The following is a 24,483-nucleotide window of genomic DNA, read 5'->3' as shown; positions in this document are numbered from 1 at the left end:
TTGTATCTTATTGTCCGTTCTTAGCGTACTTAGCCTCAACTGCAGCTTTCTCGTCCTGCCACCAGTCTTCGTGTTGAGTGTACCAATCGATTGTGTGTTGTAATCCTGTTTCGAAATCGGTAAATTCAGGTTTCCAACCAAGTTCAGTGCGAAGTTTGGTTGAGTCAATTGCATACCGTAAGTCGTGCCCCGGACGATCTTTAACTTGGTCAAAAGCATCTTTAGGTTGACCCATTGCCACAAGAATTGCTTCAAGTACTTCTTTGTTATTCTTCTCGCCATCAGCTCCGATAAGATATGTCTCACCAATCTTACCTTCAGTAAGAATAAGCCAAACAGCACTAGAGTGATCGTTGGTATGAATCCAATCGCGCACGTTTTTACCGTCACCATACAACTTAGGACGAATACCACTTAAAATATTGGTTACTTGGCGTGGAATAAACTTCTCGATATGTTGATAAGGACCATAGTTATTAGAGCAGTTTGAAATAGTCGCTCTAAGTCCGAAAGAACGTCCCCATGCACGTACTAACAAATCAGAGCTAGCTTTAGATGATGAGTATGGGCTGCTTGGGTTATAACGTGATTCAGGAGTAAACTTCTCCCCTTCACCTTCACCGTGACCAGGTAAGTCCTCTCTAAGTGGAAGATCTCCATACACTTCATCAGTTGAAACGTGATGATAACGTACATCGTACTTACGACAAGCTTCAAGTAAGGTATAAGTACCAACGATATTCGTCTGGATAAATGGTGATGGATCAACAAGTGAATTGTCATTGTGGCTTTCTGCGGCATAATGAACAACTGCATCTGCCTTACTTACAAGTTTATCTACCAGGTCGGCATCACAGATATCACCCACAACAAGTTCTACTCTATCTTCTGGAAGACCAGCAAGGTTAGCGCGATTACCTGCGTATGTTAATTTATCTAAAACTGTCACATGAACTTCTGGATGATTGTTTACAACATAGTGAACAAAGTTACTACCAATAAAGCCTGCTCCACCAGTAACAATAATATTCTTCATGAAATCCTCCTAGTAATTGCCGCCATAAACGAAATGAACGTCTGCATCCTTCAGATTAGGATGTTTTTTATCCTTATCTGATAGAACTAAATGTTCGAGAGGCATTGGCCAATCAATTGCTAAATCAGGATCATCGAAGGCAATACCACCATCGGCATTAGGTACATAATAACCGTCGCACTTGTAGGCAACATTACAGTTAGGTGTTAAGGTAACAAATCCGTGGGCAAAACCCTTTGGTACAAGTAATTGACGGTGGTTAAATTCACTTAGGATAAATCCTTCCCATTTACCATAGGTTGGTGATCCTTCACGAATATCCACAATAACATCGTAGATTACACCAGTAATCGCTCTCAATAACTTAGTTTGAGCATGTGGGGCTTGTTGAAAGTGAAGTCCTCTTAAGACACCTGGTTCAACAGATAATGATTGATTGTCTTGAATAAAATCAATATCGATTCCAGCTTCATGGAACTTATCAGCCGTGTATGATTCTGTAAAGAATCCACGGTGATCACCGAAAACATCTGTTTCAATAATCTTTGCGTCTTGTAATGTTGTATCAATAACTTTAACCAATTTATTTACCTTCTCGTTCTGCTAGTTTTAATAAGTACTGACCGTATTCAGTTTTCTTAAGTGGTTGAGCCAACTCAACCATCTTTTCGAGTGTGATGTAGCCCATTCTGTAGGCAATCTCTTCTAGACATGAAATCTGTAGATTCTGACGGTGTTGGATAGCTTCTATAAAGCTTGATGCCGACTGCAAGGATTCATGAGTGCCAGTATCTAACCAAGCAAAACCACGTCCAAGTAATTGAACGTCTAATTGTCCTCGACGTAAATACTCTTGGTTAATATCAGTAATTTCAAGTTCACCACGTGGAGATGGTTGAATATTCTTCGCGATATCAACCACGTCGTTATCATAGAAGTATAAACCAGTAACAGCATAGTTACTTGCAGGATTTTCTGGCTTCTCAACAATTGACTTAGCGTGCATATTTTCATCGAAATCGACCACGCCGAATCTTTCGGGATCATTAACATGATAACCAAATACGGTTGCACCAGTCTCTTTAGCAGCAGAATCTTGCAGCATTTTAGAGAGTCCACCACCGTAAAAAATATTGTCACCAAGAATTAAACAGACTGAATCGTTGCCAATAAAATCAGCACCTAGGACAAAAGCTTCAGCAAGACCGTTTGGCTTTTCTTGCACTTTGTACGAAATATTAAGACCCCAGTCTGAACCGTCATCAAAGAGTTCTTCAAATCTTGGAAGATCCTTAGGCGTTGAGATAATTAGAATATCTTGAATACCTGCCAACATCAATGTTGAAAGTGGATAGTAAATCATTGGTTTATCATAAATTGGAATCAATTGCTTAGAAATTGCTCGTGTAATTGGATAAAGCCGTGTTCCTGAACCACCTGCTAAAATAATACCTTTCACGATTAAAATACCTCCGTTATTATAATCTTAAAAATGTTTAAAAGTGTTACAAAAAATTCGTTTGAAATCAATTTTTTCAATTGCTTTCGGATAGAAAAAAATAGTGACTAATGTATATGCAACAACGGCAAAAATCTCAGCACAAATAGTAACAAGAATACTACGCCATAAGTATGGCCCAGCAAAATAATTAATGATACTCGTTGTTCCCACAATTATTATAGATCCAACAGATATAAAACCAGCATAAAGTCTCAAAAAACGCCCTTCCTCAGTATGAAGTCCATATTTCAAAACAATATGTGATTCCCAAATATAATTTACAATTAAATTACTAGCAATTGTACCAAGTAAAACTCCAGATATACCTAAGTTTGTATTTCTAATCAAATACCATGAAATTATTAAATTAACGCCGGCTTCAAAAAGCGTTTTCCAACGTTCGTACCAGTAAAGTCCGTACGCATTTGTATAATTAATAATACTTTGACGTAACATCTGTAAATAGAAATTCAATGAAATAATAGTAAGCGGCAAAAAAGAATATACCATTTTATCAGAAATCCAAAGTTTGACAAATGCAGATGCAAATCCTGAAAAACCAGTACTAGCTAATAAAGCAATAAGACTGGTTATCATAAAATACTGATAAAAAATTCTCTCTTGGTGCTCCTTACTTGCTCTTGAAACACCTAGGTTTCCAATTGAAGCTGATACCGCTGAAACAAGTTGATTAATTAACATCGTCAAACCATTAATAATCATGACATAGTTCGAGTACATACCCACAGCAATCAATCCTACATAATACGATAACAAAATATTATCTGTACCAGTAACAAGAATGCCACCAAGCTTGGCAGAAAACATTCCAACAATATTTTTTTTCAAATACTGAATTACTTTAGGATCAACCTTTTCAGTTGAATTAAAATCAATTGTTGGATAAAAATGATCAACAACATACGAAATTCGTATATTAGAAGCTAGCATCATTAAGACCTGAATAAAAAGATAGGCATAGAAATTATTCCAAATAAGTAATTGTATAATTTGAATACATTGACCCGCCACATTAAATCCCACAGTGTTAATAGTATTTACATAACTTTTTTGATCAGCAATAAGGAGTGTCCTCTTATATGTAGTAAAATATGATAGTACAGTATTAGATAATGCCAGAAGGAAAGCTTTTGAGATACTGACATTAATTCCATTCGTGCTACCACCAATTAATCGAGGAACAAAAGGTGTGATTACTAACCCAGCTACAAGTACAACAAGTGCAATATAATGGTATATTTTCCTAAACAGATGTAAAACGGCCGATACTTGAACATCATCGTGGTTATTTAATGGACGATACAACGAAAATGTGATTGCGCTACCAATTCCTAATTCAGCAAAGTTCAAATATCCCAGTACATTAAGAAATAAGCCGTTTAAACCTAAATATTTAGAACCTAATGTATAAATAAAAACTGAGCGCGCAATAAATTGAAAAATCAACTGAATTATTTGTGCAATAGTTGCGACTGACGAGTTAACAACCGAGGCCTTCGTCCTTGATAAATTGTTCAATTTCACGCCAATAATACTCCTTCAAGATAATTATTATAGACAAATAATTTTATTTTATAAACGATTATTTTAAGGAAAATCAATAGTTGGTTTCCTAAAATCTTTATTAAATTGAATTTTTTCTCTTTCTATTGAATCTGCATCGTACTTACTACTCATCACTAGCAATACTAATAGTCCAGAAAAGAAAACTAAATGATTATTTGCAAGTCCAAAAAAAGGGAAGATCATGATCATTGAATACATTGCACTATTAATTTTTGTTACTGACGCATGAGCCAATAGTGTATAGAATATATAGTAGACTAAAATTGTACCAAATAATCCTATATCAAGATACAACGCAAGACCTTGGTTATCAACAACATATGCCGTAATCAATTTAAATGAATTATCGAATTGATAACCATTTCCAAACAAAATTCTGATTGTTGAGGAAGGATAAAAATTTTCAAAGAAAAGAATACCATCTAGTCTTGATTTTAGTGTTCCAAAAAAAGAGCTTTGTAGAAAGCTGAATGTGTTGAATGAATTTACATACACTATCGGTAATATCTGTACGAATAGTCCAAATAAAAAAACTAATTTACCATTTTTAATAACAAACTTACTTAGTAACATTAATAAGAACAGAAAATATACATTTCGCGTGAGCGTCGCGACAATCGCGAATACGTATATACACTCTAAAAAAAATTTCAAATGTTTATTAGCCGGTATACCGTCATAGTATAATATACCAAATGCTGTTACTAATAATACTCCTAGAATCATTCCCGAATCTAAAAATCCAAAAGCACGTTGGCCACCATTCCATGCTAAAATTCCTAATATCTGTACGTTATCTAATTGTGAACTAGAGACATTTGAAATACCAGAGTCATTAATAACTGAGATAATACTGCTTCCTGTCAAATATTGTGCAATTCCTAGTAATCCATTGATTAACGCATAGCAAATAATAGTAGTATTCATTACGGTAGGCGAAAAAAAGAATGTTGAGTCCTTGAGTGAAAAGCATAATATTATTAAAGCTATTACGAATAAGAAATAACCTGTTATACGAATCCAAAGTCCTTGACCACTTATTCCTCCAACAATTTGAAAAATTAAGAGAAGTAAAAATAATACGTTAATAAATCGAAGATTTAGATTTTTTTTTTGTTGTTTTCCAAATTTTGACCAAACTGAGAAAAAAAGAATTGTCATCAAACATAAAATTAATAGGTATCTAACACCATTTATAATTAGGGTACTATTATTAATGCCCACTTGAAAACATAAACGCTTAATGGTTCCTGGTACCATTAATAATAAGGTCAAAAATGTTACTAAAAAGCTAAATAATGATTTCAAATTAAGTATTCCTTTACTAATACAGTTTTTCTAATTATATTGAATGATTTTCGGCTAAGAAATGTTTCAAATTCCGTACCTACAATAAAGTTTTTTAAATATATGCTAATATCTTTAGAAATTTATTAGCTGATGTTTCGATTGAAAAATTAGAAGTGATTTGCACAGCGTTGTCTGATAATCTAGATAGCCTTGTGGGATCTTGTAACAAATCTATTATTGTTTTAACGAATGATTGTTCATTATCTTTTTCTACTAAAACTGCATTTATATCGTCTGCCATAAAATCTAGCATCCCCCCATATTTAGATGCTACCGGAACAGCACCACAGGCCATAGCTTCCATACCAGTCAATCCCCATCCTTCAAGTACAGAAGGCATCAAATATATCTTGGAGGATCCATACACATTATTTCTTAAAATATCAATCGACGGCTGATGATAATATGTAACCCAACTAGGAACCTCTTTAGGTGCCATATAAGCTCCAAAAAGCCTAACTTGCAAATCTGGGATTTCTTTTTTTACCTGACTTAAAATTTTTAACCCAAACGCAGTACGCTTCGTTTCCTGTGGATGGTTCAATATAGAAATAATATTTTCTCGCATTTTTGTTTTAGATATATAGAAATCTTTCGCGGAAATAAAGTTAGGAATAAGATAAGGTCGATCACCAGTCGCTTGTTCAACGAAGTCCGCCAACCAGTTTGAAATTACTATTTTTTTCATAGGTAATCGATAGCTAGCATCAACCATTTCATTTGTATATCCACCCCAATTTTCGTAATTTTGAATGAAATAATACTTACTTCCGGCTTTTGCAGGGAGACTACTAACAAATTCTGCTGTTGAGACTGCTGTTGCAATAATAACATCCGCATCCCTAATATGTTCATCTTTATAGACACCAGGAATCAACCTCACATTAGAGTTGAAGAAAAACCAATCAACTTTATGTTCATTCTTTGCAAAGTCAATTTTTCTTTTCAAGGACCTTATAGAATTAGGTATTGGTTTATTAGAATTACTTAATTTGTGGTAAATAACAACATCATGCCCCAAATTGGCAAAAAAATCTGAATATTGATAAACCAATTTATATCCACCAATTGGATATTGTTGTATCTCAGGCAAAACAAAATTAATTTTCAAAGTTTAAATCCCTTCTACAAAAAAATTACAAACACCGTTTTATCGTAACGACCTTCTAATTAAAAACTTCAAAAAAGTATATTAAAAAACTAAGCTAATGACTATGATTAATTTCGTAAAGTACATTTTCAAAAAGTTGAGCACTATCCAAAAAATTCATTGATTTCACCATTTCTAAACCATTGTTAGCTATTTTCACTCTAAAAGAAGAATCATTTAACAAACTAATGATTTTTTTTGATATATCTTTAGTATTGTTTACATCGCACAAAAGTGCACTATAGTTATCAACACCAAAATCTTCTACACCACCATTCTTAGTGGATACAAGTGCACAGCCACAGGACATTGCCTCAGTTGCCGTGAGTCCCCATCCCTCTAATACACTTGGCAATAAATAAACTGATGACTGATTATATACTTTTTCCCTCAATATGCTTTCGTTAGCCATTTGATAATACTCATAATAATCTGGAAGATCGGTAGGTGAAGGCTGCGTACCAAACATAATTACTCTTAACTCCGGTACCTGTTCTTTAACGAGGCTTAAAGCCTCTCGTCCAACCTTCGTTCCTTTATAGGGATTAGGGTGCGAAATCAAACTTACCGTCTTCATTCGTTGTTCAATCGGTTTCGTTAAATAAAATGTATCTAGATCAACATAATTTTTTACTAAAATAACATTACCCGGATCTACTGAATTAACTAGTTTATACAACCATGTGCTTATAACAATTTTTTTCATTGGAAGACGCCAAGCTTGTCTGATGACATTCTTGTCATAATAAACACGTTCGTCATGTTGAATCATGTAAACACAATTTCTAATGTTTGTAAGATGGTCATATATACTAAGTGCAATTCCGTAGTCAAATGCAAAAATAATTTGATTATCGGTATCAGCTATACTACTATCAATAGAGAATCTAGTTTCAATTTTAATTTTTGAATTTAATTTGAACCAATCTATTTGAGATTGACCCTTTTTTCTTTTCAAATAATCTAAATAATACTTAATATAAAGTAAATGATTATATTTTCGAGTTTTAAAAGAGGTATTTGCTACAAAGCATAAACTGATGTTATTTCCTTTATTAACTAAATAATTCATGTATTCATAGACAATCTTTCTCCCCCCCGATGGTGTATTATCATGAAATCTCATTATGAATTTAATGTTCATTTTGTGCTTCCCTTATATTTTCAATCCAAGTAGACTTTCCTAAAATTGATTTTTTCCCGTCTGCCATTGCTCGTCTCAATAGCATAAATTTTTTAACACCAGTTCGGTTTTTGGGCATATAAGATATTAACATCCACAATTGCAGTAGATAATAATTCAAAGATAGTAAAAACTTATTTCTCTTTAAGATGTAATAACTTATATATACTTCGTTTCGATATGTATATAATGGGCGGAATATTTCCGAAGTTATATAAAAAGATTTTCTACTTTTACTATTATCTTCTTCTAAAGTTTGCCAAGCTACGCTTTGGTCATATGCACAAGCATACTGGTATTGAAGAATCAAATGTCCAAATCGTTGTATACGCAACGTAAATTCAATATCATCCGAGTAAAGATAAAAGTTTTTATTTGGTAAATCGATACTTTTCAGTAATTCTTGAGGAAAAAAAAGTCCTGAATATGGAGAAGTAATTAAGCAATTCACATCTTTATATTTTCGCGGTTCATTTCCCTTATTCTTATTAAATAGATGTTCAATTGTAAAACCGTTAATTGTATCAGTCAGCGAATCATACGTTCTTTCTGAGGTTTTATTAAACTGTTTTTTACTTTGTACGTTAGGCCTAAAAAGTGACCAAATATGTGCTGGATAATCGTGGAGTGATTCAGCTTTTTCCAGCTCATTTATTGCTTCTGAGTCAAGAATATTATCATCATCTAAAACTAAGACGTTCATATTCTTAAACTCTACATTAGAAACATATTTGAATCCTAACCAGAATCCACCTGCTGATCCTTGATTGTCAGAATTTTGTATGACAGACACGGAAGAGTATTTATTCAATAAGGATGGTAAATCATACTGAACCCCATTTTGAACGATAATAACTTTACTAATTTTTTCTTGTTGTACAAGCGATTTCACTGTTTTAACTAAATAATTAAAACGGTTATTATAAGTTACAACAACAGCAACTATTTCTCTATTAAAGTCCATCTTTATCCTCCTTTCCGAATAACTCAAGAAATACTTCGGTTGACCTAATCATGTTTTTAACCTGAAACCTTAATTGTTGAGCCTCACTTGAAAAAGACTTCTTTGTTGAAGAACTCTTATGGTGTAAGACCTTGATAGTAGGATCGTACTTTGAAATAAGTTTTTTTTCACGTATTAAACGATCAAGAATTTCAGTTTCAAAATAAAAGAAAGTTCGAGAAGAAAAAGGTACATTGAATTTATCAATAAATTCTCTAGAAAAAATCAAAATTGATCCATGTAAAACCACATTTGTCATTATCGATTTTCTTTGATCATCGTTTTTAATTTTTATCTTTAAATAAATTTTTGTTAAAATTTTTGAATTTTTCAATCTAGCTCGTAACTTGAATAAATAGTCGGGTAAATCCCATATTTTTTGATTTTTATCATGTATATTTTGTACTTCCGCAAGACTATACTCAGTAGTTTTTTTTGGATTTTGATGCTGATGAGTCTCAGGGACAACTACATCAGGTCCAAGAACAGCAAATGGTTGTCTGGCATAAGACTCTTTAACTAGACTAATAAAATTTTCCTGTATAAACTCAATATCATTATTTAACAAAATAATATTTTCCGCATCATATTTCTTTGCACGTTGGTATCCAATATTCATACCCTTTGCAAATCCGAGATTTACTGAACTAATTATAACCTCAATAAAGTCGTTTTTGCGATACTTTTCTTCTAGTACTTCACCAGAACCATTAGGTGATCCGTTATCAACAATGATAATTCTTTTTTCTCCGGAAAGATCGAACATAATATGGTCAATCTCAGAAATTGTATTTTCAAGTGTTAAGTAATGAAGAATAACAAATACAACCAAATTAATACTCCTATATTCTTTTATCTGTGAGGTGTGACTTTTTTACTTCAGGTTCCTCATTTGCGTAATTTTCACCATACATATGTTTTAGATAATTATCGAAATCATAGGGAATTCTAACTTTGATGTTTTCAAATTCTTTAATAACTCCATTTCCAAACATTTTATGTGGAAAAATTTCTTTAGAGAAGGACGAACCAGTAATAGTAGTAATCCATGTAGAGCTGAATGGGTATTTTGTATATACTTTTTCTAGCTTTTTATAAACATCATTTTGTGTAAATAACTTTTGTAAACCAAAATTTTTAATTATTTTTAAGATGCGTTGCCTTCTTGGTTTATGCATGACCACAGTATCCTTGACATCCATTGTCCAAATTGCACCAAGAGCACGTAAAATAGCAACATGTAATATATAAAATCTTCGTCCAATCGCGTTGCTAGGAAGCCCATCAATTGGCAAAACATCAATAATCGAGAAACCTAAATGATTATTTTTTGGTAGATTATTGTCTAATCGATATTCTTCTTTAACAAGAACCCTTGGAAAATAGCAAAAAATATCGTCACCATTTCGGTAACTGGCAAGCCAAAATTTTTCAGACCAATTCTTTGAGAAGATAGAGATAAATTTTTCATAATCACTTCTTGGAAGAGATATATCCATGTCATCATCCCAAGGAATAAAACCGGAATATTTGACAGCACCCATAACCGATCCTCCCCGTAAAAAATAAGTTAAATTGTTTTCTTCTAATATATTTATGATAGTAGTCAACGCTTCTAATTCGATTCTTTGTATTTTTTCAAGATCAGATTTCATTCTTCAACCCTTCAATGTTTAACCGACTCATATGTATTTTTTTAATTCATCTAAAAGTATATATGTTAATCTATAATTTTCTAATCCTCTATAAATCTGTGGTATGCCGCATTTGAGTCATCTGAAAGTTGCTTATATGTTAATTTTTGCATTGGAAAATCATCAAATATTTGTTTAAATTCAGAATCAGATATATCTTTATTCAATAAATACATCATCTGTAGTGGCAATGAATTAGATATCTTAACAACTTTATCCAATTCATCAGGGTGGGCCTGAAAAATTAGATGCCAAAAAATATGAAATAAATAATAATCTTTCAAAACACCGTAATCATTCCAATATTCATACAAAAGTTCCCTTAATCGTATTAAACTTGGTTCATTAGGAACAGACACTATAAACCAACTTGAAAGAAAGATAGCATTTCCCGTAGATCCAGGTCTCATATTCTGAAAAAAGAAAAGCGAACAATTATTTATTTTTTTTTCAAACCACTCACATTTGTTGTTTACATATACTGTAGAATCAATCCAAGTACCGCCATATTTTATTAGTAATTCAGTTCTAATGATATCCGAAAAATGAGTATCTGATATTACATTAGATTTCCATTTTGAGACTATACTATTTGGAATATTCACAAAATCATTAAAGTTTTGTCGAGTAATTACAGTAACATTGTCATAATTTTTTTTAATACTCCTTAACGATGACTTTACAATCGCAGGGGCAGACTCCTCACCCTGAAGCCACATGGTCCAAACTGGCAAAGTATCCAACGGAACTTTTTTAACTTCGATTTCGAGTGGTTTCAAAATTACTTTACGATATTTTTTTTTAAGTTTTCGAGATATTCTATTTATCTCACCCAGCCTAATAAGCTCAAGCGAGGTCTTATCGGTACCATTCAAAAGAGTACTACCAATATCATAAAGGAAATTTCCACTTTTAATTTTTTCACCGAGAACACTTTTTATACCATGCTTTTTTAATGCAGCAATTAATACCATTATGCAACTCCTAATTTAATTTGAATATTTAGTCCAAAAATTCCTTTTCATATTCATTAATAATAAATGACCAGCTATAAGCTTCTTTAATGCGTCTAATCGAACGTTGATCAAACGCAGCTAACTCATCACCGGAAAGTCTATCAGAAGTATCAATTAGCTTTGCCAAATTACCGGCTTTCTTATTCCAATATAACGCACTATCTTCACCAACTTCACGATTAAAGCCGACGTCATAGAGTAGATTCAACTTAGTACTAGCTAAGGCTTCAAGTAGCGATGGGTTAGTTCCCCCTACCGAATGGCCGTGTAGATAACCATATGCCACTTCACGAATCTTGCTTAACAAGTCCTGATCGTAAACCGTACCAACGAACTTGATGCGCTGATCCTGTTCAAAGTGGGTCTTAGCTTTTAACGCATCGTAGAACTGATTATGTTCGACATTAGTAATGATCACCAAGTCCTTTTGTGATTTTGAAGTCATAAATTCCCGAATCATGGTTTCATAATTATTTTCTGGGACAAAGCGACCAACAATCAAATAATACTCGTTAGCGCGAATATTGAATTTATGGAACCAATCAGTAATTTTAGCATCATCGTCGGCTAAAGTTGACCGCTGTATTTCTGCTCCATATGCAATAAATGTTGTTTTTGGCTGGTACTGCGGATATGTATCCTGTATGTACTTTTCAATATTTTTGCTATCACAGATGATTAAGTCTGCGTGTTTTACCATATGTTTCTCTGAATATTTCCAATATGCACGAACTGGCTTACTCCATTTAGCACGCATCCATTCATGTCCATCTGGATTAAGAAAAACTTCGCCACCTATTGAATGAATTTGTTGAACTACTGTACCCATAAATGGGCCAATTCTCGCAGCAAGAATATAAAATATTGGTTTTTTTATTTTATACTTTTTAGCGTACTCAAGTGAATACTTGAGCGCTTTCAAGTCATAATAAATAGCCTGCGCCGGACCAATATTGGGCACATAGACTTTGAAACAATCTGCGCCATTGTGCTCGAAGTGTTCTGGTATCATGCTGTTCTTATCGGTAACTTTACAGGCTACATGATACTTAATACTCTTATCAACTTGTTTATCTGTTAAATATTCGACAAATGTTTCATATCCACCATAATTAGCCGGGATACCCTTTGATCCGACTATAAATACATGTTTTTCCACAAAATCAACTTTCTTTTACTAGTATGCCCCATTTGGGTGAACCATTATTTTCACTGTGTCTAAAATAATCTTTAGATCAGTCTTAACACTACGACTACGAATATACTTAATGTCCAAATCAACCATCTCGTTGAACCCAACATCATTTCGACCACTAACTTGCCATAATCCAGTACAACCCGGTTGAACTAATAGACGTTGTAAATCATAATCAGTATATTCTTCAACCTCACGTGCCAACGGTGGTCTAGGACCCACAAGACTCATATCTCCGTGAAGTACATTCCACAGTTGTGGTAATTCGTCAATACTTGTTTTACGGATAAATTCACCGATCTTTGTAATTATCGGATCCTCTTTCATCTTAAACATCGGACCATCAACTTCGTTCTTATCCAAAAGCAACTTGAGCTTCTGGTCAGCATCAACAATCATTGAACGAAATTTATACATCCGAAATTTCTGTTGATTCTTACCCAATCGAATTTGAGAATAAAAAACTGGACCTTTTGGATCATCCACTTTAATGATGATGGCAATAATTAAGAATAAGGGCAAGAGTAAAATAAGTGCCAGTAAGCTAGCAATAAAATCAAAGCATCGTTTTACAATTAAATAAATTGACTGCGACTCTAACTTAGCTGTATTCAGCCAATATAAGTTATCATTGTCACGATACACTTGTGAATCTGTATCTTGGCGTTTCAAATATTCATCTGTTGCTAGACCGCCACGTTGTTCCATTACAAATCCTCCAATATTTTGATTTTTATTCAACCTAGAATAATCTACATACTCATATTCTAACTTTATAATTCCTTACGATTATTTACAATATATTAAATAATAGTATTAATGAAGAAAATGCTTACACGACCGTATTTCAAGCCAATAAATTAAATTAATAATATGACCGAGCAAATTGTACACTAGATAAATTTCGATAAGACTAAATTAGGTATTCCATAATTGACTTTTTAGACTACATTTAATTCAGTAATTCTTCACCGTTAACAATCTGCTTCGCATTTTGCTCTAACTGCAGTGCAAGTTCTGAATCCCACTTAGCGACTTCTTCAAACGCTTCACGTAAGACAAACTTACGACCCTTTAAGGAGTGTGCGTCTGATGCGATGATATGCACCAAGCCAGCTTCAAGAAGTTCCCGACTAAATTTCTTGACCTTACGACCGAAATCACCAACAACACTGGTCGCTGTTACTTGGCCCAGTGCCCCATTATTGATGAATCCCTGTAGTAACTCAGGATTTGCCTGAATCCTAGCATTACGCTCGGGGTGTGCAATGACAGGTGTGATGCCCAATAACTTGAGTCTAAAGAAGAGGTTTTCAGTATAATCAGGTACGTCTTCGTGTGGTAACTCAACTAAGAGATACTTACCAGTTGCATCTAAACCAAGTAAATCTGGCACTATCTCGTCCAAATTACCATTAAGATGAATCTCTTGTCCTGCAAAAATTGTCAATTCAAGTCCCCTTTGATCTAGTTCAGCTTGAAAAGTATCTACCGCTTCCTGCACATCACCTGCGTGATTAATATAATGGCGGTCCAAATGATGCGGGGTCGCTACAATGTAGCGTACACCATCATCAATTGCCTCTTGGGCCAGCCTTAATGACGCCTCTAATCCTTTCGAGCCGTCGTCAATACCAGGTAGTATGTGACAGTGCAAGTCAATCAGATTATTACTGTTCATTGTTGTCATAATGCCCTTCACCGTAGTAGCCACTATCGTTGCTACTCTCGACATCGTTGAAGACTACACCAAGAATATTAGCCTTGGCATTCTCCAGTGTCTGCTTAGCTTCCTTTACACCAGCCTTCAAGGTATGGTTCTGCCGTACTACCAGAACAACTCCGTCAACCATGTTAGACATAATTTGTCCATCTGTTACTGGTAACAATGGTGGTGCGTCAACAATGACTAGGTCAAATGACTCCTTGAGCTGGGTGAGTACGTCCTTCATGCCCTGGCTAGCAATCAACTCAGCAGGATTTGGCGGAATCGGACCACTTGGAATCACCGAAAGATTCTCCACCTCAGTCTCGTGAATGACATCTGTCAATTCTTCGAACCTGTGTACCAGATAGCTCGTTAAGCCCTTTGTAGTTCCATGCATACCAAAAGTTCGGTCGACAGTCGAACGTCTCAAATCCGTATCAATCAATAAAGTATTCTTACCAGCATGTGCAAATTCTACCGCCAGGTTAGCAGCAATTGTTGATTTACCTTCACTAGCCACAGTCGAGGTGATCATGATGGTCTGCAAATTCTGAGCCTCTTGCGAGAAGCTAATGTTAGTTCTAATTGTCTTTATTTGTTCCGTAGCCACCGCACTCGGATTGTTTAAGGTGAATAAATTTGCGGCTGCAACAGGTTGAAGACCATTTGATTTCTTCTTAAATATTGCCATCGTATCCTCCTACTTTACCCTCTGAACTGGCTTATTGTCTGAACGTCTCAATTGTCTGGTACTTATATTATTATGCTGTAATACAGGTTGTTTCACTGAATGGCGACTAGTCTTTCTAGTATGACCAACAATTCCTAGCTTCGTCAAACCAAGTTCATCAGTTAAGAAGTCCAAGTCTTTGACCTTCTTGTCGGTAACAGTCCTTAGTAATGCGATTCCTAGACCAATAAATAGTCCAAGCGCTACTCCAATTGCCATGTTAATCTTCTTATTGGGTGAGCTTGGTTCCTTTGGCTGACGTGCCTTAGCAATAATTGAAACATTGTTAATGTCCAGAATTGTCTTTACCTTGCTCTTGAAGACGTTAGCAATTGTATTAACAACGGTCTTTGCCCGAGCAGCATCAGTATCAGTGTATGTAATCGAAAAGACTTGCGAATTCTGTTGGTTGGTCACAGCTGTGTTATCCATCAACTTTGCCACTTTAATTGAGTAACCTAGCTTATCCTTAAGTTCTTTCTGAACGGGTACAAGCGTTACTTCCTTAGTAATGATATCCTTGTAAGTATTAATCATGTTGACATCGGCCTGTTGATCACTTAACTGGTTGGTTATTGCCTTATCTTGTTTCCGGTTAACCAGCACATCCACATTCGCATCATACTTCGGTGTCATCACGAAGTAGCTCACAAATGCTGCCAATAGCAGGCCAATTGCAGTTGTGATTACTATTAATCCAATATTCTTCTTAACAATCTTCCATAAATCCTCAAAGCCAATTACTTGGTTCATTCTCTTCTCCCCGGTGTAAAGTAGTTTATGTTAACGCTCAAAGACCTTAAAGTCCTGTTGATTGCTTGAACTACCAAAGACGAAGCCATTCTTTTCGACGTTCATCTTGTTCTGGTAGGTTGTTTCATTATTTAACGTTGCTTTATCCAGCCCTGACTCAGTGCGTAAATTATCAGAGACCCGCTGGAGTTCTTTCGTGGATGCAATCTGCACCATTGCGTCGCCCCAAAGTGCGCCTGCTCCCTGAACATAATCGTTCTTGATTGTCTTACCATACTGCCGATAATCGGTAAATACAGCAACCATATCGTCAAAGCTCAGGTTCGTCACCATGTTCTTCGAAATAGAACCTAGGATATCCTGGAAGTTAGTTAACGAGCGTGTTGTAACTGCAGATTTGATTACTGCCGCAATAACATCTCTTTGCCTATCTTGTCGACCGTAATCACCACGTGGATCCTCGTAACGCATTCGGGCATACTTCAATGCTTGTTCACCATTCAAGTGCATTGGGCCTTTAACAAATTCCTGTCCGCGACTAGTAAAAGTAAATGGCACATTAACATCAACTCCACCAACGGATTCGACAATCTTCTCCATCCCGCCCATATTGATGGTCACGTAATACTCAAGCGGAACGTTCAATAATTCGGAAATGGATTTCAACGCCATCGGTGCCCCACCGCGCTGATAGGCAGCATTGATACGTTCGAAGTCATAAGTCTTGGTCCCTACGAGTTCAGCCATCGTATCACGAGGGATACTAGTTAATGTGGTTCTCTTCTTTGCAGGATTAACGGTTGCAATGATCATCGTGTCACTTCTACCCTGGTAGTTACGACCGAAGGCACCCGTGTCGACGCCTAGCAGTAAGACATTCAACGGCTTCTTATCGCTGACGATTGAGCGAGCGGCCTGTTTCTCGCCAGCTGACTTGTATGAATCATCCAGCTTATTCTTAGCCGTGTTGAAGACCCAGAAGCCATAGCCACCAACTGCCACAAGTAAGACTAGAAAGATTGTAATCACAGTCCGTCTAATCACCTTATTCCGATGCTTCTTACTATGATGTTTATGGTGCTTATGATGTTCGTGTTTCAGCTGTTCTTGATCCATCAATTATTCCTCCCAAAAATTGGTAACAATCTTTTACTATTCTATCATATTTCGTGGAACTAAGAATTATAATTGTAAAATTTATCGCTGGATATGTTATAATGCTGGTTAGTTTCAAGTTTTACTTTATTTTTGTTACACAATAGAAAGCCCTTTTATGAAAGCACATAAACACATCTCAACCTGGTTCTTCGTCGGCGCCATCATAGTTCTAGTTGGAGTTGGTCTCGGACTCTTCGAATACCAGCAGCAGCTGACGCGGACCCAGGCCCAGTCAACACAAGTAGATAAGCAGAAACAAGCAGAGATTAAATTCAAACAACAGACTGCACTCAACTACACAAACTTCACCCAGTCTGAGCACAAGAAGGCCAAGAAACTTGAAATTTCTATTATCGGTGATTCCATCACGAAGGGTGCCGAGAAAGCCTACCAGCAAATCTTTCCTCAAGCGATTATTAGAGCAAAGGTTAACCGCCAGGTAGCAGCCGCACCCGCAATTATTGATGATCTTAAATCAAGTAACCAGCTTGCCAACACCGTCTTAATTGGCCTGGGCACAAATGGTCCGATCACCGATTCAATGATGGCTGGTATCATGGAGCAGCTTGGAGATAAACGCCAGGTATACTGGGTCAATACCCACGTGCCATCGAAGAACTGGGAAACGAGCGTTAATCAGGAGCTCACGACAGCAGCACAGCAATATCCTAACCTGACGATCATCGATTGGCATAATTATTGTGAGGGCCAAACAAATTGGTTCTACGACGATAACATTCACCCTAACAAGTTAGGGAGATCAAATTTAGTTCAACTGGTTGCCAAGACCATCCTGGCAGAATAAAAGAGTCGCGAAAAATCGCGGCTCTTTCTTTGTACTTAGTCTATATTTTGGGGAATTTGGGCCAAAAAATTCTAAAGAAATTTGCTAGTAACATCACTTCTGATTTCTACTATATTATTTTTTGAAAGTAATTTCATACCAGATTTCTTTGAGATATTTAGGGAATTATCGTCTGGCTTTCTTTCTTCTTCGTTATAAACTATATACCAATAAATTTCTTTTTTACCAATTTCAGGTGACTGACGAATATCCTCAAACTGAATGAGATTTATGGCAACCTTGGAAAAGTCAATTGAATTATAAATATTAATTAATTGTAGTGGCCGCTTACTAGTACCAGGAATTGCATAATTAACCTTATAACTATTACCTGTTTCACCGATTAATGGGTGACCAGCAAAGCCACCATAATCATTACTATCAAAGTAGTTAATAATATCATCAAGAAAAAAAATCTTTAGATTCTCATGTCTTGTGCTGTACAGGTCATCTATTTTAAGTATCGCTTGAAGAATGTTTTGTTTAATTATTGGAAACCTATCTTTTGACACCGTAACTTTAATAACCTCTTCAAACATGTCAACACCATATTGCTGTAAGACAGAATCAATATAATGACTGCGAGTCTTGGTTGTTAAATCCACGCCCAACATAGCCAAGTCGTTAATCGTATTACCATCGTCAGAGATAGTTATTTTTTCTTTATTTTCCTTAATGTAAAGACGAAAGTTATCACCGATTGAATTCGTGAATGGAGTCGTAATTTCCGTAATATCAGATATTTCAGAACGTTTATACTGTGAATATAGCCAATTAGTGTATTCTTTAATCCAATCCGTATTTGAATTCATTTTGACACACCTCCTGACTTACTCTGTCATCCTACACTATAGACTAGTTGTCTCTTAATTAGTATCTATGTTGTTCAAATTAAAAAAGCATCCACAATCGTGGATGCTTCCGTATAATTTAGTGTAATCGTGTTCACTACAACAATGAGATCACCTTGACTTGTCGCTTTCTGTGCTACGCACATCGACGACATCGTTAACTGCTCGTTCATTCCCGGTGTAGTTCACAACTAATAGTTATTAACCGTTGATCTTCTTAGTACCGAACCAGTCGATTCTCTCTTCAACAGTATCTTGGATAGCTTGTGTACCACCAGCAAGCATCTTACGAGGGTCAAAGCCCTTACCTTCAAGATCTTTACCAGCTTCAACGTATGCACGAACAGCCTTTGCCCAAGCAATTTGTTGTTCAGTGTTAACGTTAACCTTAGCAATACCCATGCTGATAGCCTTTTGGATTTGTTCCTTAGGGATACCTGAACCACCGTGCAATACAAGTGGTGTGTCAACAGCTGCAGCGATTTCGCCAAGTCTTTCGAAGTTCAAGCCCTTCCAGCCTTCTGGATATACACCATGGATGTTACCAATACCAACAGCCAAGAAGTCAGGACCAGCAGCGTTCAAAGTCTTAACTTCTTCAACGTCTGCTAATTCACCGGCACCAATGATACCGTCTTCTTCACCACCGATTGAACCAACTTCAGCTTCAACGCTGATGCCGTGTTCATGGGCAAGTGCAACGATTTCCTTAGTCTTCTCTAGGTTCTCTTCAAATGGTAAGTCATGGCCATCGAACATAACTGATGAGTAACCAGCAGCGATAGCTTCCTTAGCAGCTTCGTAGTTACCGTGGTCCAAGTGCATTACAACAGGCACTGTGATGCCCATTGAATCGATTGTATCAGCAACAAGATTGCGTACTAACTTGTAGCCACCCATGTACTTAGCAGCACCCATTGATGTTTGAATCAAGATAGGTGTGTTTGTGTTCTGACCTGCAGCAAGAATTGCGCGAGTCCATTCGAGGTTATTAGTGTTGAACGCACCGACAGCATAACCACCCTTACGAGCAGCTTGAAACATTTCTGTACCGTGTATAAATGACATTTAAATGTCCTCCTATATTAAATAATATACCTCTGGTATTGTAACACATTAAAAAGTCTTTTCTAGCTTAAGTTACTGCGCTTTTTCACTGTAAGCGCAAACAAGACGTATCCTATCAATGTTCCAATTAAATTAAAAAACACGTCGTCTAAATCACTCACACCCGTGTAGAGGACAAGTTGGAGACTCTCAATCAATAGTGAGAATAATCCGCCTGCCAGAATCGTTCGCCACGCCCGGTTGAACCACCTGAATACCTGTGGGAACAAAAAGCCAAATGGTACAAACCAGAAGATGTTCCCAAATAAGTTGTAAATGAAGTCGAGCAGCGAGGCTCCCCTTGTTAGTTTCAGCGTCTCACTCAAGAAGTTAAAGTTAATCTGTGTCAGCGGCCGGTCGAAGTAGAAGCGCAATTGCCACGGGAAATACGTTCCCCGAAAGACGGTGAGCGCAAGGAGCAGCATTATATAGAACACAAATAGCCAAACGGCAAGTTCCGACCAAATCTTTCTGCGTTCCTTAACCGCCAGCAGCCAGATGAGGCGAATCACGGCGAATATCAAGAAGTAGAACAGTGTCTTGTCCACACTAAAGAAGACCAGCTTCACCAACGGGAAATGGTTGATAGAGTTGCTATAGTGTGTCACCACGAATTGGTAAAATGGTTGTAAGAAAATCATCCTGCCGTACTCCCTCTTTTTCTTCTACTAGTGTAAGCTAAATTATCGCAAATGAACACACCTCAGAATCTTAATTATTGGTCAAATTTCACCACAAAATTGCCACGGACCCGAATAACCTTTAAAATGATTCATGATTGAGGAGAAAAACGTGAAACGAAAAATAATTAATTTCATTAATACGCGCCCCGGTTTCCTGACGCTTCTGTTGGCAGCCTACTGGGCCAAGACCATCTTTGTCGGCTACGTCGACTTTAATCTCAAATTTTCAGACCCATACCAACATTTCATCATGTGGCTCAGCCCCATTGGCATGACGCTCATTATCCTGAGCCTCGGGCTTTATTTGGCGCGGCCCATCCTGTCCTACATCATCATCCTGGTACTGGATATTGTGAGCACCATCCTGCTGTATAGCAACGTGATTTACAACCGCCAATTTAGTGACTTCGTGACTTTCAACACGATGCTCAGTTCAAGCAAGGTCTCAAAGGGGCTCGGCATGAGTGCCCTCTCCCTCGTGCACATCACGGACGTCCTAATTTGGCTCGATATCATCGTAATTATCGTCCTACTCTTCATGAAGAAAATTAAGATTGATCAGAAATCGTACGGCATCATGAAACCCTTTGCCATCACGAGTCTTGGCTTTCTCATCCTCGCAGTGAACATCACTCTAGCCGAGACGGCGCGCCCCCGGATTTTCGTCAATACCTATGACAGAACTTACGGCGTGAAGTACCTTGGGGTCAACACCTTTTTGCTCTCAGACGCGGTGAAAACAATGAACACCAACAACGCCAAAACATCGGCCAATTCTAGCGACATCAACGACATTCTTGCTTTCACGAAGAACAACTATGCTAAGCCAAATCCCACCTACTTTGGCGCTGCTAAAGGGAAGAACATCATCGTGATTCACCTCGAGAGTTTCCAACAGTTCTTATTAAACTTCAAGCTAAACGGACGAGAGGTGACGCCGTTCCTCAATTCACTAGTGAAGGATAACAACACCCTCAGTTTCAGCAACTTCTTCCATCAGGTCGGCTTGGGCCGGACAAGCGACGCCGAAACAATGCTTGAAACCGGGGCCTTTGGCCTCTCAGATGGGTCAGTACTCACCACACTCGGGAGCGATAACACGTTCCAAGCTGCTCCAGCCATCCTCCGCCAAAACGGCGGCTATACCTCCGCGGTTTTCCACGGGAATGCGGGTACCTTCTGGAACAGAAACGTCGTCTATAAGAACTTTGGCTACAACTACTTCTTCGACTCCAGCTACTTCTCCGCCGATACGGATAACACCATCGGCTATGGACTGAAGGATAAGTTACTCTTCTCCGAGAGCGTGAAGTACTTGGAACAGATGCAACAACCGTTCTACACCAAGTTCTTGACCGTGACCAACCACACCCCGTATCCCCTAGATGAACAGAATTCAGACTTCCAGACATCTGATACCAAGAGTGAGACGGTCAACAAGTACTTTGTGACCGCCCACTACCTGGACGAGGCACTGCGCGAGTTCTTCGACTACTTGAAGAAGAGTGGCCTGTATGATAACTCATTAGTTCTCCTTTACGGGGACCATTACGGCCTCTCGAACCCGGACAACCTGGTGGTAGCGCCATTGCTTGGCAAGGATCCGACCACGTGGACCGACTTCGATACAGCCCAGATGCAGCGTGTACCCCTAATCATGCATATGCCTGGTTTGAAGGGTGGAACGAACACCACCTACGGCGGTGAAATTGATGTGCTGCCCACTCTGTTGCACCTCGTTGGTGTCGACTCCAAGAAGTTTGCTTTGTTTGGCACGGACCTCTTGTCTACTGCGCATAACGAAACCGTCGCCTTTCGTAACCAGGACTTCGTCACACCGAAATACACCGTGGTCCGTGGCACCGGCGCTAGCGGTGAGGTGTTCGAGAACAGCACCGGCAGCAAGCTGACAAGCTTGACGCAGGAACAAAGAACCGAGATTAACGCCAAACAGAAGTACGTTCAGCAAACACTTGGTTATTCGGATATGCTGAATAACAAGAACTTACTGAAGCTGTATACGCCGGCTGGATTCATCCCGACCGACCCCACAGCTTTCGACTACCGGAATCAATATCAGCAGATGGTCAAGATTCGGAAGGAGTTAGGCAGCCTCTCGACTAGTATTTATTCGAAGAAAAAGGGCTCAACCACGGGCGACTACAAGACCGATGCGCCTGAGTTAAAGGATCATCAGGATTATATCGACACACTGCCAGAGACGGCGACCACGAAGGTCGAGGACAAGTAGAGTGTGACAAAAGACGCATTGAGAACGAGGATTAACAAATACCAGTTACAAATCTTGGTTTTTAGGATTTCAACTGGTAGAAGTTAAACGGAATTCTCAGTCTTTTGGCACACGTTTTTGATTAACTATCTTAACCATATAAAGATAGCCCGGCACAGGACCAAATTGGTTCTTGTACCGGGCTATTTACTTGTCTTTCAGAAATGAGGACTACTTTTGTTGGTTACCCGTCGTTGCGTCAACATATTGTTGAAAGCCGTCGTCGTAGAGGGTGACCGTGAAGGTTGTGCCCTCACCTACTTTGCTCTGGACATCAATCTTACCGCCATGCTGTTGTACGAGCGAGGAAACGATCGACAAGCCAAGGCCAGACTCTCCCGTACCAGCCTTCTTCCTGCTCGGATCCGCCTTATAGAACCGGTCGAAGATAAAGTGCATCTGAGATTTATCCATCCCAATGCCGTTGTCAGCCACGGTGAAAATCGTCGCATGCTGCTCCTCAGCTCGTTTTACACCCACACGTACCTGCCCGTTTTGCGTGAACTGGAGGCCATTTTGAATCAAATTAAACATGATCTGTGTGAAGCGATCTTTGTCAGCGAACACATTAGCTGATTCACTACCCTCATAAACCAATTCATTGCCGGTTTCCTGCGCCTTTTGCCGCAATTGGGTGAGAATATCGTGGGTCACCGGTACACTGTCGAACTCCGTCTTGAACAGCAGAATCTGGTTGTTGCGAATCTTTTCGTAGTCCAGATTCTCATTCACGAGTCGAATCAACCGATTGGTCTCGTTACGCATCAGTTCAATGCTTTTGCCCTTAGATTCCTCGGGAATAGCATCATACTGCAGGCCTTCCAGAATGCCATTCAACGTCGTCAATGGCGTCCGCATCTCGTGGGCAGCATCCGCCATAAACTGGTTGCGCCGCTCCTCCTGGCGTGCAATCTCCTCGTTCGACTTACGCAGCGACTGCACCATTGAGTTAAAGTCCGTCGCCAACTCGTCAATCTCATCGCGATCCTTATGAGCCAACTGGACATCAAAGTCCCCGCTCGCAACCTTCTTCGTTGCCCTACTCAAGCGATTAATCCGGTTGACCGTGAAGTAGGCCAGGAAGTAGCTCAAAATAAGCCCAACAATCATTGTAATCAATAGCGCCGTAGCCAGATTATTCTTCGCCATGTTGACCGGTGCCTCGATGTTCGTTACCTTCGCACCAAGCCAAACGACGCCAATCAACGAGTCACCGTGACGCCAAGGAACCATCACACCAGAATAGGCCTCCTTGTTTGAGACCCGGAGGCTGTGCTCGTTCTGGTGGTCGTTCTTGATGTGGATGCTGCGGCCAGATTGCAGTGTATTCCAGATGTTCTTCGGTAACTGCCAATTCGTTTTTGAGGCCGGATAGATTTGGTTATTATCACCATCGAAGACACGCAGACTAACATCGTCGTTCTTCATCACGATTTGCAGCTCATCTAAGAAGTGCGCATCAAGCTGACCGTCACTCGCTAAAGCGAGCTCACCGAGTGAATCGGCGTAACCCTCGAGTCTGGCAAAAGTCGAATCATACGCCTGCTCACTGGCGAAACTCAGGACCGAATAGCCAATGATCGCCGCACTGGTGATGATAATAAAGAAAAAAGCCAGCATCTGTTGATAGATTAATTTCATCTA

The 24,483-nt window shown here is 38.1% G+C and carries 23 protein-coding genes; 2 read left to right on the top strand and 21 right to left on the bottom strand.

Annotated elements, in window-relative coordinates:
* Nucleotides 1-7: 7 nt before the first annotated feature.
* From rfbB to LA20533_RS07085, 17 genes are all read right to left on the bottom strand, one after another.
* Nucleotides 8-1,036 (bottom strand): dTDP-glucose 4,6-dehydratase, encoded by a 1,029-nt coding sequence (gene rfbB / locus LA20533_RS07165; protein WP_054746417.1) that lies wholly within the window; start codon nucleotides 1,034-1,036, stop codon nucleotides 8-10.
* A 9-nt stretch (nucleotides 1,037-1,045) separates the two neighbouring features.
* Nucleotides 1,046-1,618, bottom strand: a complete 573-nt coding sequence (gene rfbC, locus LA20533_RS07160) for a dTDP-4-dehydrorhamnose 3,5-epimerase (RefSeq protein ID WP_056946021.1) — start codon at nucleotides 1,616-1,618, stop codon at nucleotides 1,046-1,048.
* Between the two features lies 1 nt (nucleotide 1,619).
* A complete protein-coding gene (gene rfbA / locus LA20533_RS07155) occupies nucleotides 1,620-2,495 on the bottom strand; it encodes a glucose-1-phosphate thymidylyltransferase RfbA (protein ID WP_056946020.1) in 876 nt (291 codons plus the stop codon).
* A 27-nt stretch (nucleotides 2,496-2,522) separates the two neighbouring features.
* Complete coding sequence (locus tag LA20533_RS07150) at nucleotides 2,523-4,082, bottom strand: lipopolysaccharide biosynthesis protein (RefSeq protein ID WP_236693756.1); 1,560 nt, start codon at nucleotides 4,080-4,082, stop codon at nucleotides 2,523-2,525.
* A gap of 63 nt (nucleotides 4,083-4,145) precedes the next feature.
* Nucleotides 4,146-5,432 (bottom strand): hypothetical protein, encoded by a 1,287-nt coding sequence (locus LA20533_RS07145; RefSeq protein ID WP_056946019.1) that lies wholly within the window; start codon nucleotides 5,430-5,432, stop codon nucleotides 4,146-4,148.
* Nucleotides 5,433-5,526: 94 nt separating this feature from the next.
* Nucleotides 5,527-6,585, bottom strand: a complete 1,059-nt coding sequence (locus LA20533_RS07140) for a glycosyltransferase family 4 protein (protein WP_056946018.1) — start codon at nucleotides 6,583-6,585, stop codon at nucleotides 5,527-5,529.
* A 94-nt stretch (nucleotides 6,586-6,679) separates the two neighbouring features.
* Nucleotides 6,680-7,768: a glycosyltransferase family 4 protein gene (locus LA20533_RS07135; RefSeq protein ID WP_056946017.1), complete on the bottom strand. Its 1,089-nt coding sequence runs from the start codon at nucleotides 7,766-7,768 to the stop codon at nucleotides 6,680-6,682.
* Nucleotides 7,758-8,771: a glycosyltransferase gene (locus LA20533_RS07130; RefSeq protein WP_056946016.1), complete on the bottom strand. Its 1,014-nt coding sequence runs from the start codon at nucleotides 8,769-8,771 to the stop codon at nucleotides 7,758-7,760. The genes LA20533_RS07135 and LA20533_RS07130 overlap by 11 nt, the downstream gene beginning before the upstream one ends.
* On the bottom strand, nucleotides 8,761-9,642 hold the full coding sequence (locus LA20533_RS07125; RefSeq protein ID WP_056946015.1) for a glycosyltransferase: 882 nt from the start codon (nucleotides 9,640-9,642) through the stop codon (nucleotides 8,761-8,763). The genes LA20533_RS07130 and LA20533_RS07125 overlap by 11 nt, the downstream gene beginning before the upstream one ends.
* A gap of 10 nt (nucleotides 9,643-9,652) precedes the next feature.
* Entirely contained in the window at nucleotides 9,653-10,465 is an 813-nt protein-coding gene (locus LA20533_RS07120) for a LicD family protein (RefSeq protein ID WP_056946014.1), read from the bottom strand.
* Nucleotides 10,466-10,545: 80 nt separating this feature from the next.
* Nucleotides 10,546-11,478 (bottom strand): capsular polysaccharide synthesis protein, encoded by a 933-nt coding sequence (locus tag LA20533_RS07115; RefSeq protein WP_056946013.1) that lies wholly within the window; start codon nucleotides 11,476-11,478, stop codon nucleotides 10,546-10,548.
* Nucleotides 11,479-11,506: 28 nt separating this feature from the next.
* Nucleotides 11,507-12,679, bottom strand: a complete 1,173-nt coding sequence (gene cps2T, locus LA20533_RS07110) for a beta 1-4 rhamnosyltransferase Cps2T (protein WP_056946012.1) — start codon at nucleotides 12,677-12,679, stop codon at nucleotides 11,507-11,509.
* 18 nt (nucleotides 12,680-12,697) lie between these two features.
* Nucleotides 12,698-13,423 (bottom strand): sugar transferase, encoded by a 726-nt coding sequence (locus LA20533_RS07105; RefSeq protein WP_083605805.1) that lies wholly within the window; start codon nucleotides 13,421-13,423, stop codon nucleotides 12,698-12,700.
* A 244-nt stretch (nucleotides 13,424-13,667) separates the two neighbouring features.
* Entirely contained in the window at nucleotides 13,668-14,405 is a 738-nt protein-coding gene (locus LA20533_RS07100) for a tyrosine-protein phosphatase (protein ID WP_236693757.1), read from the bottom strand.
* A complete protein-coding gene (locus LA20533_RS07095) occupies nucleotides 14,386-15,114 on the bottom strand; it encodes a CpsD/CapB family tyrosine-protein kinase (RefSeq protein WP_054746012.1) in 729 nt (242 codons plus the stop codon). Before LA20533_RS07095 ends, LA20533_RS07100 begins: the two co-directional genes overlap by 20 nt.
* 9 nt (nucleotides 15,115-15,123) lie before the next feature.
* Nucleotides 15,124-15,906, bottom strand: coding sequence for a YveK family protein (locus LA20533_RS07090; RefSeq protein ID WP_054746011.1), 783 nt, complete (start codon nucleotides 15,904-15,906; stop codon nucleotides 15,124-15,126).
* A gap of 30 nt (nucleotides 15,907-15,936) precedes the next feature.
* Complete coding sequence (locus LA20533_RS07085) at nucleotides 15,937-17,022, bottom strand: LCP family glycopolymer transferase (protein WP_054746010.1); 1,086 nt, start codon at nucleotides 17,020-17,022, stop codon at nucleotides 15,937-15,939.
* 157 nt (nucleotides 17,023-17,179) lie between these two features.
* Here LA20533_RS07085 and LA20533_RS07080 point away from each other — a divergent pair, with 157 nt between their 5' ends.
* Nucleotides 17,180-17,869 (top strand): SGNH/GDSL hydrolase family protein, encoded by a 690-nt coding sequence (locus LA20533_RS07080; protein WP_054746009.1) that lies wholly within the window; start codon nucleotides 17,180-17,182, stop codon nucleotides 17,867-17,869.
* 71 nt (nucleotides 17,870-17,940) lie between these two features.
* Here LA20533_RS07080 and LA20533_RS07075 read toward each other — a convergent pair whose 3' ends face one another.
* The 3 genes from LA20533_RS07075 to LA20533_RS07065 form a co-directional block, all read right to left on the bottom strand.
* On the bottom strand, nucleotides 17,941-18,720 hold the full coding sequence (locus tag LA20533_RS07075) for a DUF1828 domain-containing protein (RefSeq protein ID WP_056946011.1): 780 nt from the start codon (nucleotides 18,718-18,720) through the stop codon (nucleotides 17,941-17,943).
* 240 nt (nucleotides 18,721-18,960) lie between these two features.
* Nucleotides 18,961-19,827 (bottom strand): class II fructose-1,6-bisphosphate aldolase, encoded by an 867-nt coding sequence (gene fba, locus LA20533_RS07070; RefSeq protein ID WP_054746008.1) that lies wholly within the window; start codon nucleotides 19,825-19,827, stop codon nucleotides 18,961-18,963.
* Nucleotides 19,828-19,889: 62 nt separating this feature from the next.
* A complete protein-coding gene (locus tag LA20533_RS07065) occupies nucleotides 19,890-20,507 on the bottom strand; it encodes a VanZ family protein (RefSeq protein ID WP_056946010.1) in 618 nt (205 codons plus the stop codon).
* A 133-nt stretch (nucleotides 20,508-20,640) separates the two neighbouring features.
* Between LA20533_RS07065 and LA20533_RS07060 the strand changes: the two genes are divergently transcribed.
* The gene (locus tag LA20533_RS07060) at nucleotides 20,641-22,800 is read left to right on the top strand and encodes an LTA synthase family protein (RefSeq protein ID WP_054746007.1); all 2,160 of its coding nucleotides are present in this window, start codon (nucleotides 20,641-20,643) and stop codon (nucleotides 22,798-22,800) included.
* Nucleotides 22,801-23,010: 210 nt separating this feature from the next.
* Here the strand turns inward: LA20533_RS07060 and LA20533_RS07055 are convergent, their stop codons facing one another.
* A complete protein-coding gene (locus tag LA20533_RS07055; RefSeq protein ID WP_056946009.1) occupies nucleotides 23,011-24,480 on the bottom strand; it encodes a sensor histidine kinase in 1,470 nt (489 codons plus the stop codon).
* Nucleotides 24,481-24,483: the final 3 nt, after the last annotated feature.

This window comes from Amylolactobacillus amylophilus DSM 20533 = JCM 1125 (genome assembly GCF_001936335.1).
Taxonomy (GTDB): domain Bacteria; phylum Bacillota; class Bacilli; order Lactobacillales; family Lactobacillaceae; genus Amylolactobacillus; species Amylolactobacillus amylophilus.
Note: the sequence above shows the minus strand (reverse complement) of the source record. Positions and strands in the feature narration are given on the sequence as shown.

Coding starts and splice junctions, on each gene's coding strand:
- rfbB (WP_054746417.1), bottom strand. CDS start 1,036: ATGAAGAATATTATTGTTACTGGTGGAGCAGGCTTTATTGGTAGTAAC.
- LA20533_RS07135 (WP_056946017.1), bottom strand. CDS start 7,768: ATGAACATTAAATTCATAATGAGATTTCATGATAATACACCATCGGGG.
- LA20533_RS07130 (WP_056946016.1), bottom strand. CDS start 8,771: ATGGACTTTAATAGAGAAATAGTTGCTGTTGTTGTAACTTATAATAAC.
- LA20533_RS07120 (WP_056946014.1), bottom strand. CDS start 10,465: ATGAAATCTGATCTTGAAAAAATACAAAGAATCGAATTAGAAGCGTTG.
- LA20533_RS07115 (WP_056946013.1), bottom strand. CDS start 11,478: ATGGTATTAATTGCTGCATTAAAAAAGCATGGTATAAAAAGTGTTCTC.
- LA20533_RS07105 (WP_083605805.1), bottom strand. CDS start 13,423: ATGGAACAACGTGGCGGTCTAGCAACAGATGAATATTTGAAACGCCAA.
- LA20533_RS07100 (WP_236693757.1), bottom strand. CDS start 14,405: ATGACAACAATGAACAGTAATAATCTGATTGACTTGCACTGTCACATA.
- LA20533_RS07095 (WP_054746012.1), bottom strand. CDS start 15,114: ATGGCAATATTTAAGAAGAAATCAAATGGTCTTCAACCTGTTGCAGCC.
- LA20533_RS07090 (WP_054746011.1), bottom strand. CDS start 15,906: ATGAACCAAGTAATTGGCTTTGAGGATTTATGGAAGATTGTTAAGAAG.
- LA20533_RS07085 (WP_054746010.1), bottom strand. CDS start 17,022: ATGGATCAAGAACAGCTGAAACACGAACATCATAAGCACCATAAACAT.
- LA20533_RS07080 (WP_054746009.1), top strand. CDS start 17,180: ATGAAAGCACATAAACACATCTCAACCTGGTTCTTCGTCGGCGCCATC.
- LA20533_RS07075 (WP_056946011.1), bottom strand. CDS start 18,720: ATGAATTCAAATACGGATTGGATTAAAGAATACACTAATTGGCTATAT.
- fba (WP_054746008.1), bottom strand. CDS start 19,827: ATGTCATTTATACACGGTACAGAAATGTTTCAAGCTGCTCGTAAGGGT.
- LA20533_RS07065 (WP_056946010.1), bottom strand. CDS start 20,507: ATGATTTTCTTACAACCATTTTACCAATTCGTGGTGACACACTATAGC.
- LA20533_RS07060 (WP_054746007.1), top strand. CDS start 20,641: ATGATTGAGGAGAAAAACGTGAAACGAAAAATAATTAATTTCATTAAT.
- LA20533_RS07055 (WP_056946009.1), bottom strand. CDS start 24,480: ATGAAATTAATCTATCAACAGATGCTGGCTTTTTTCTTTATTATCATC.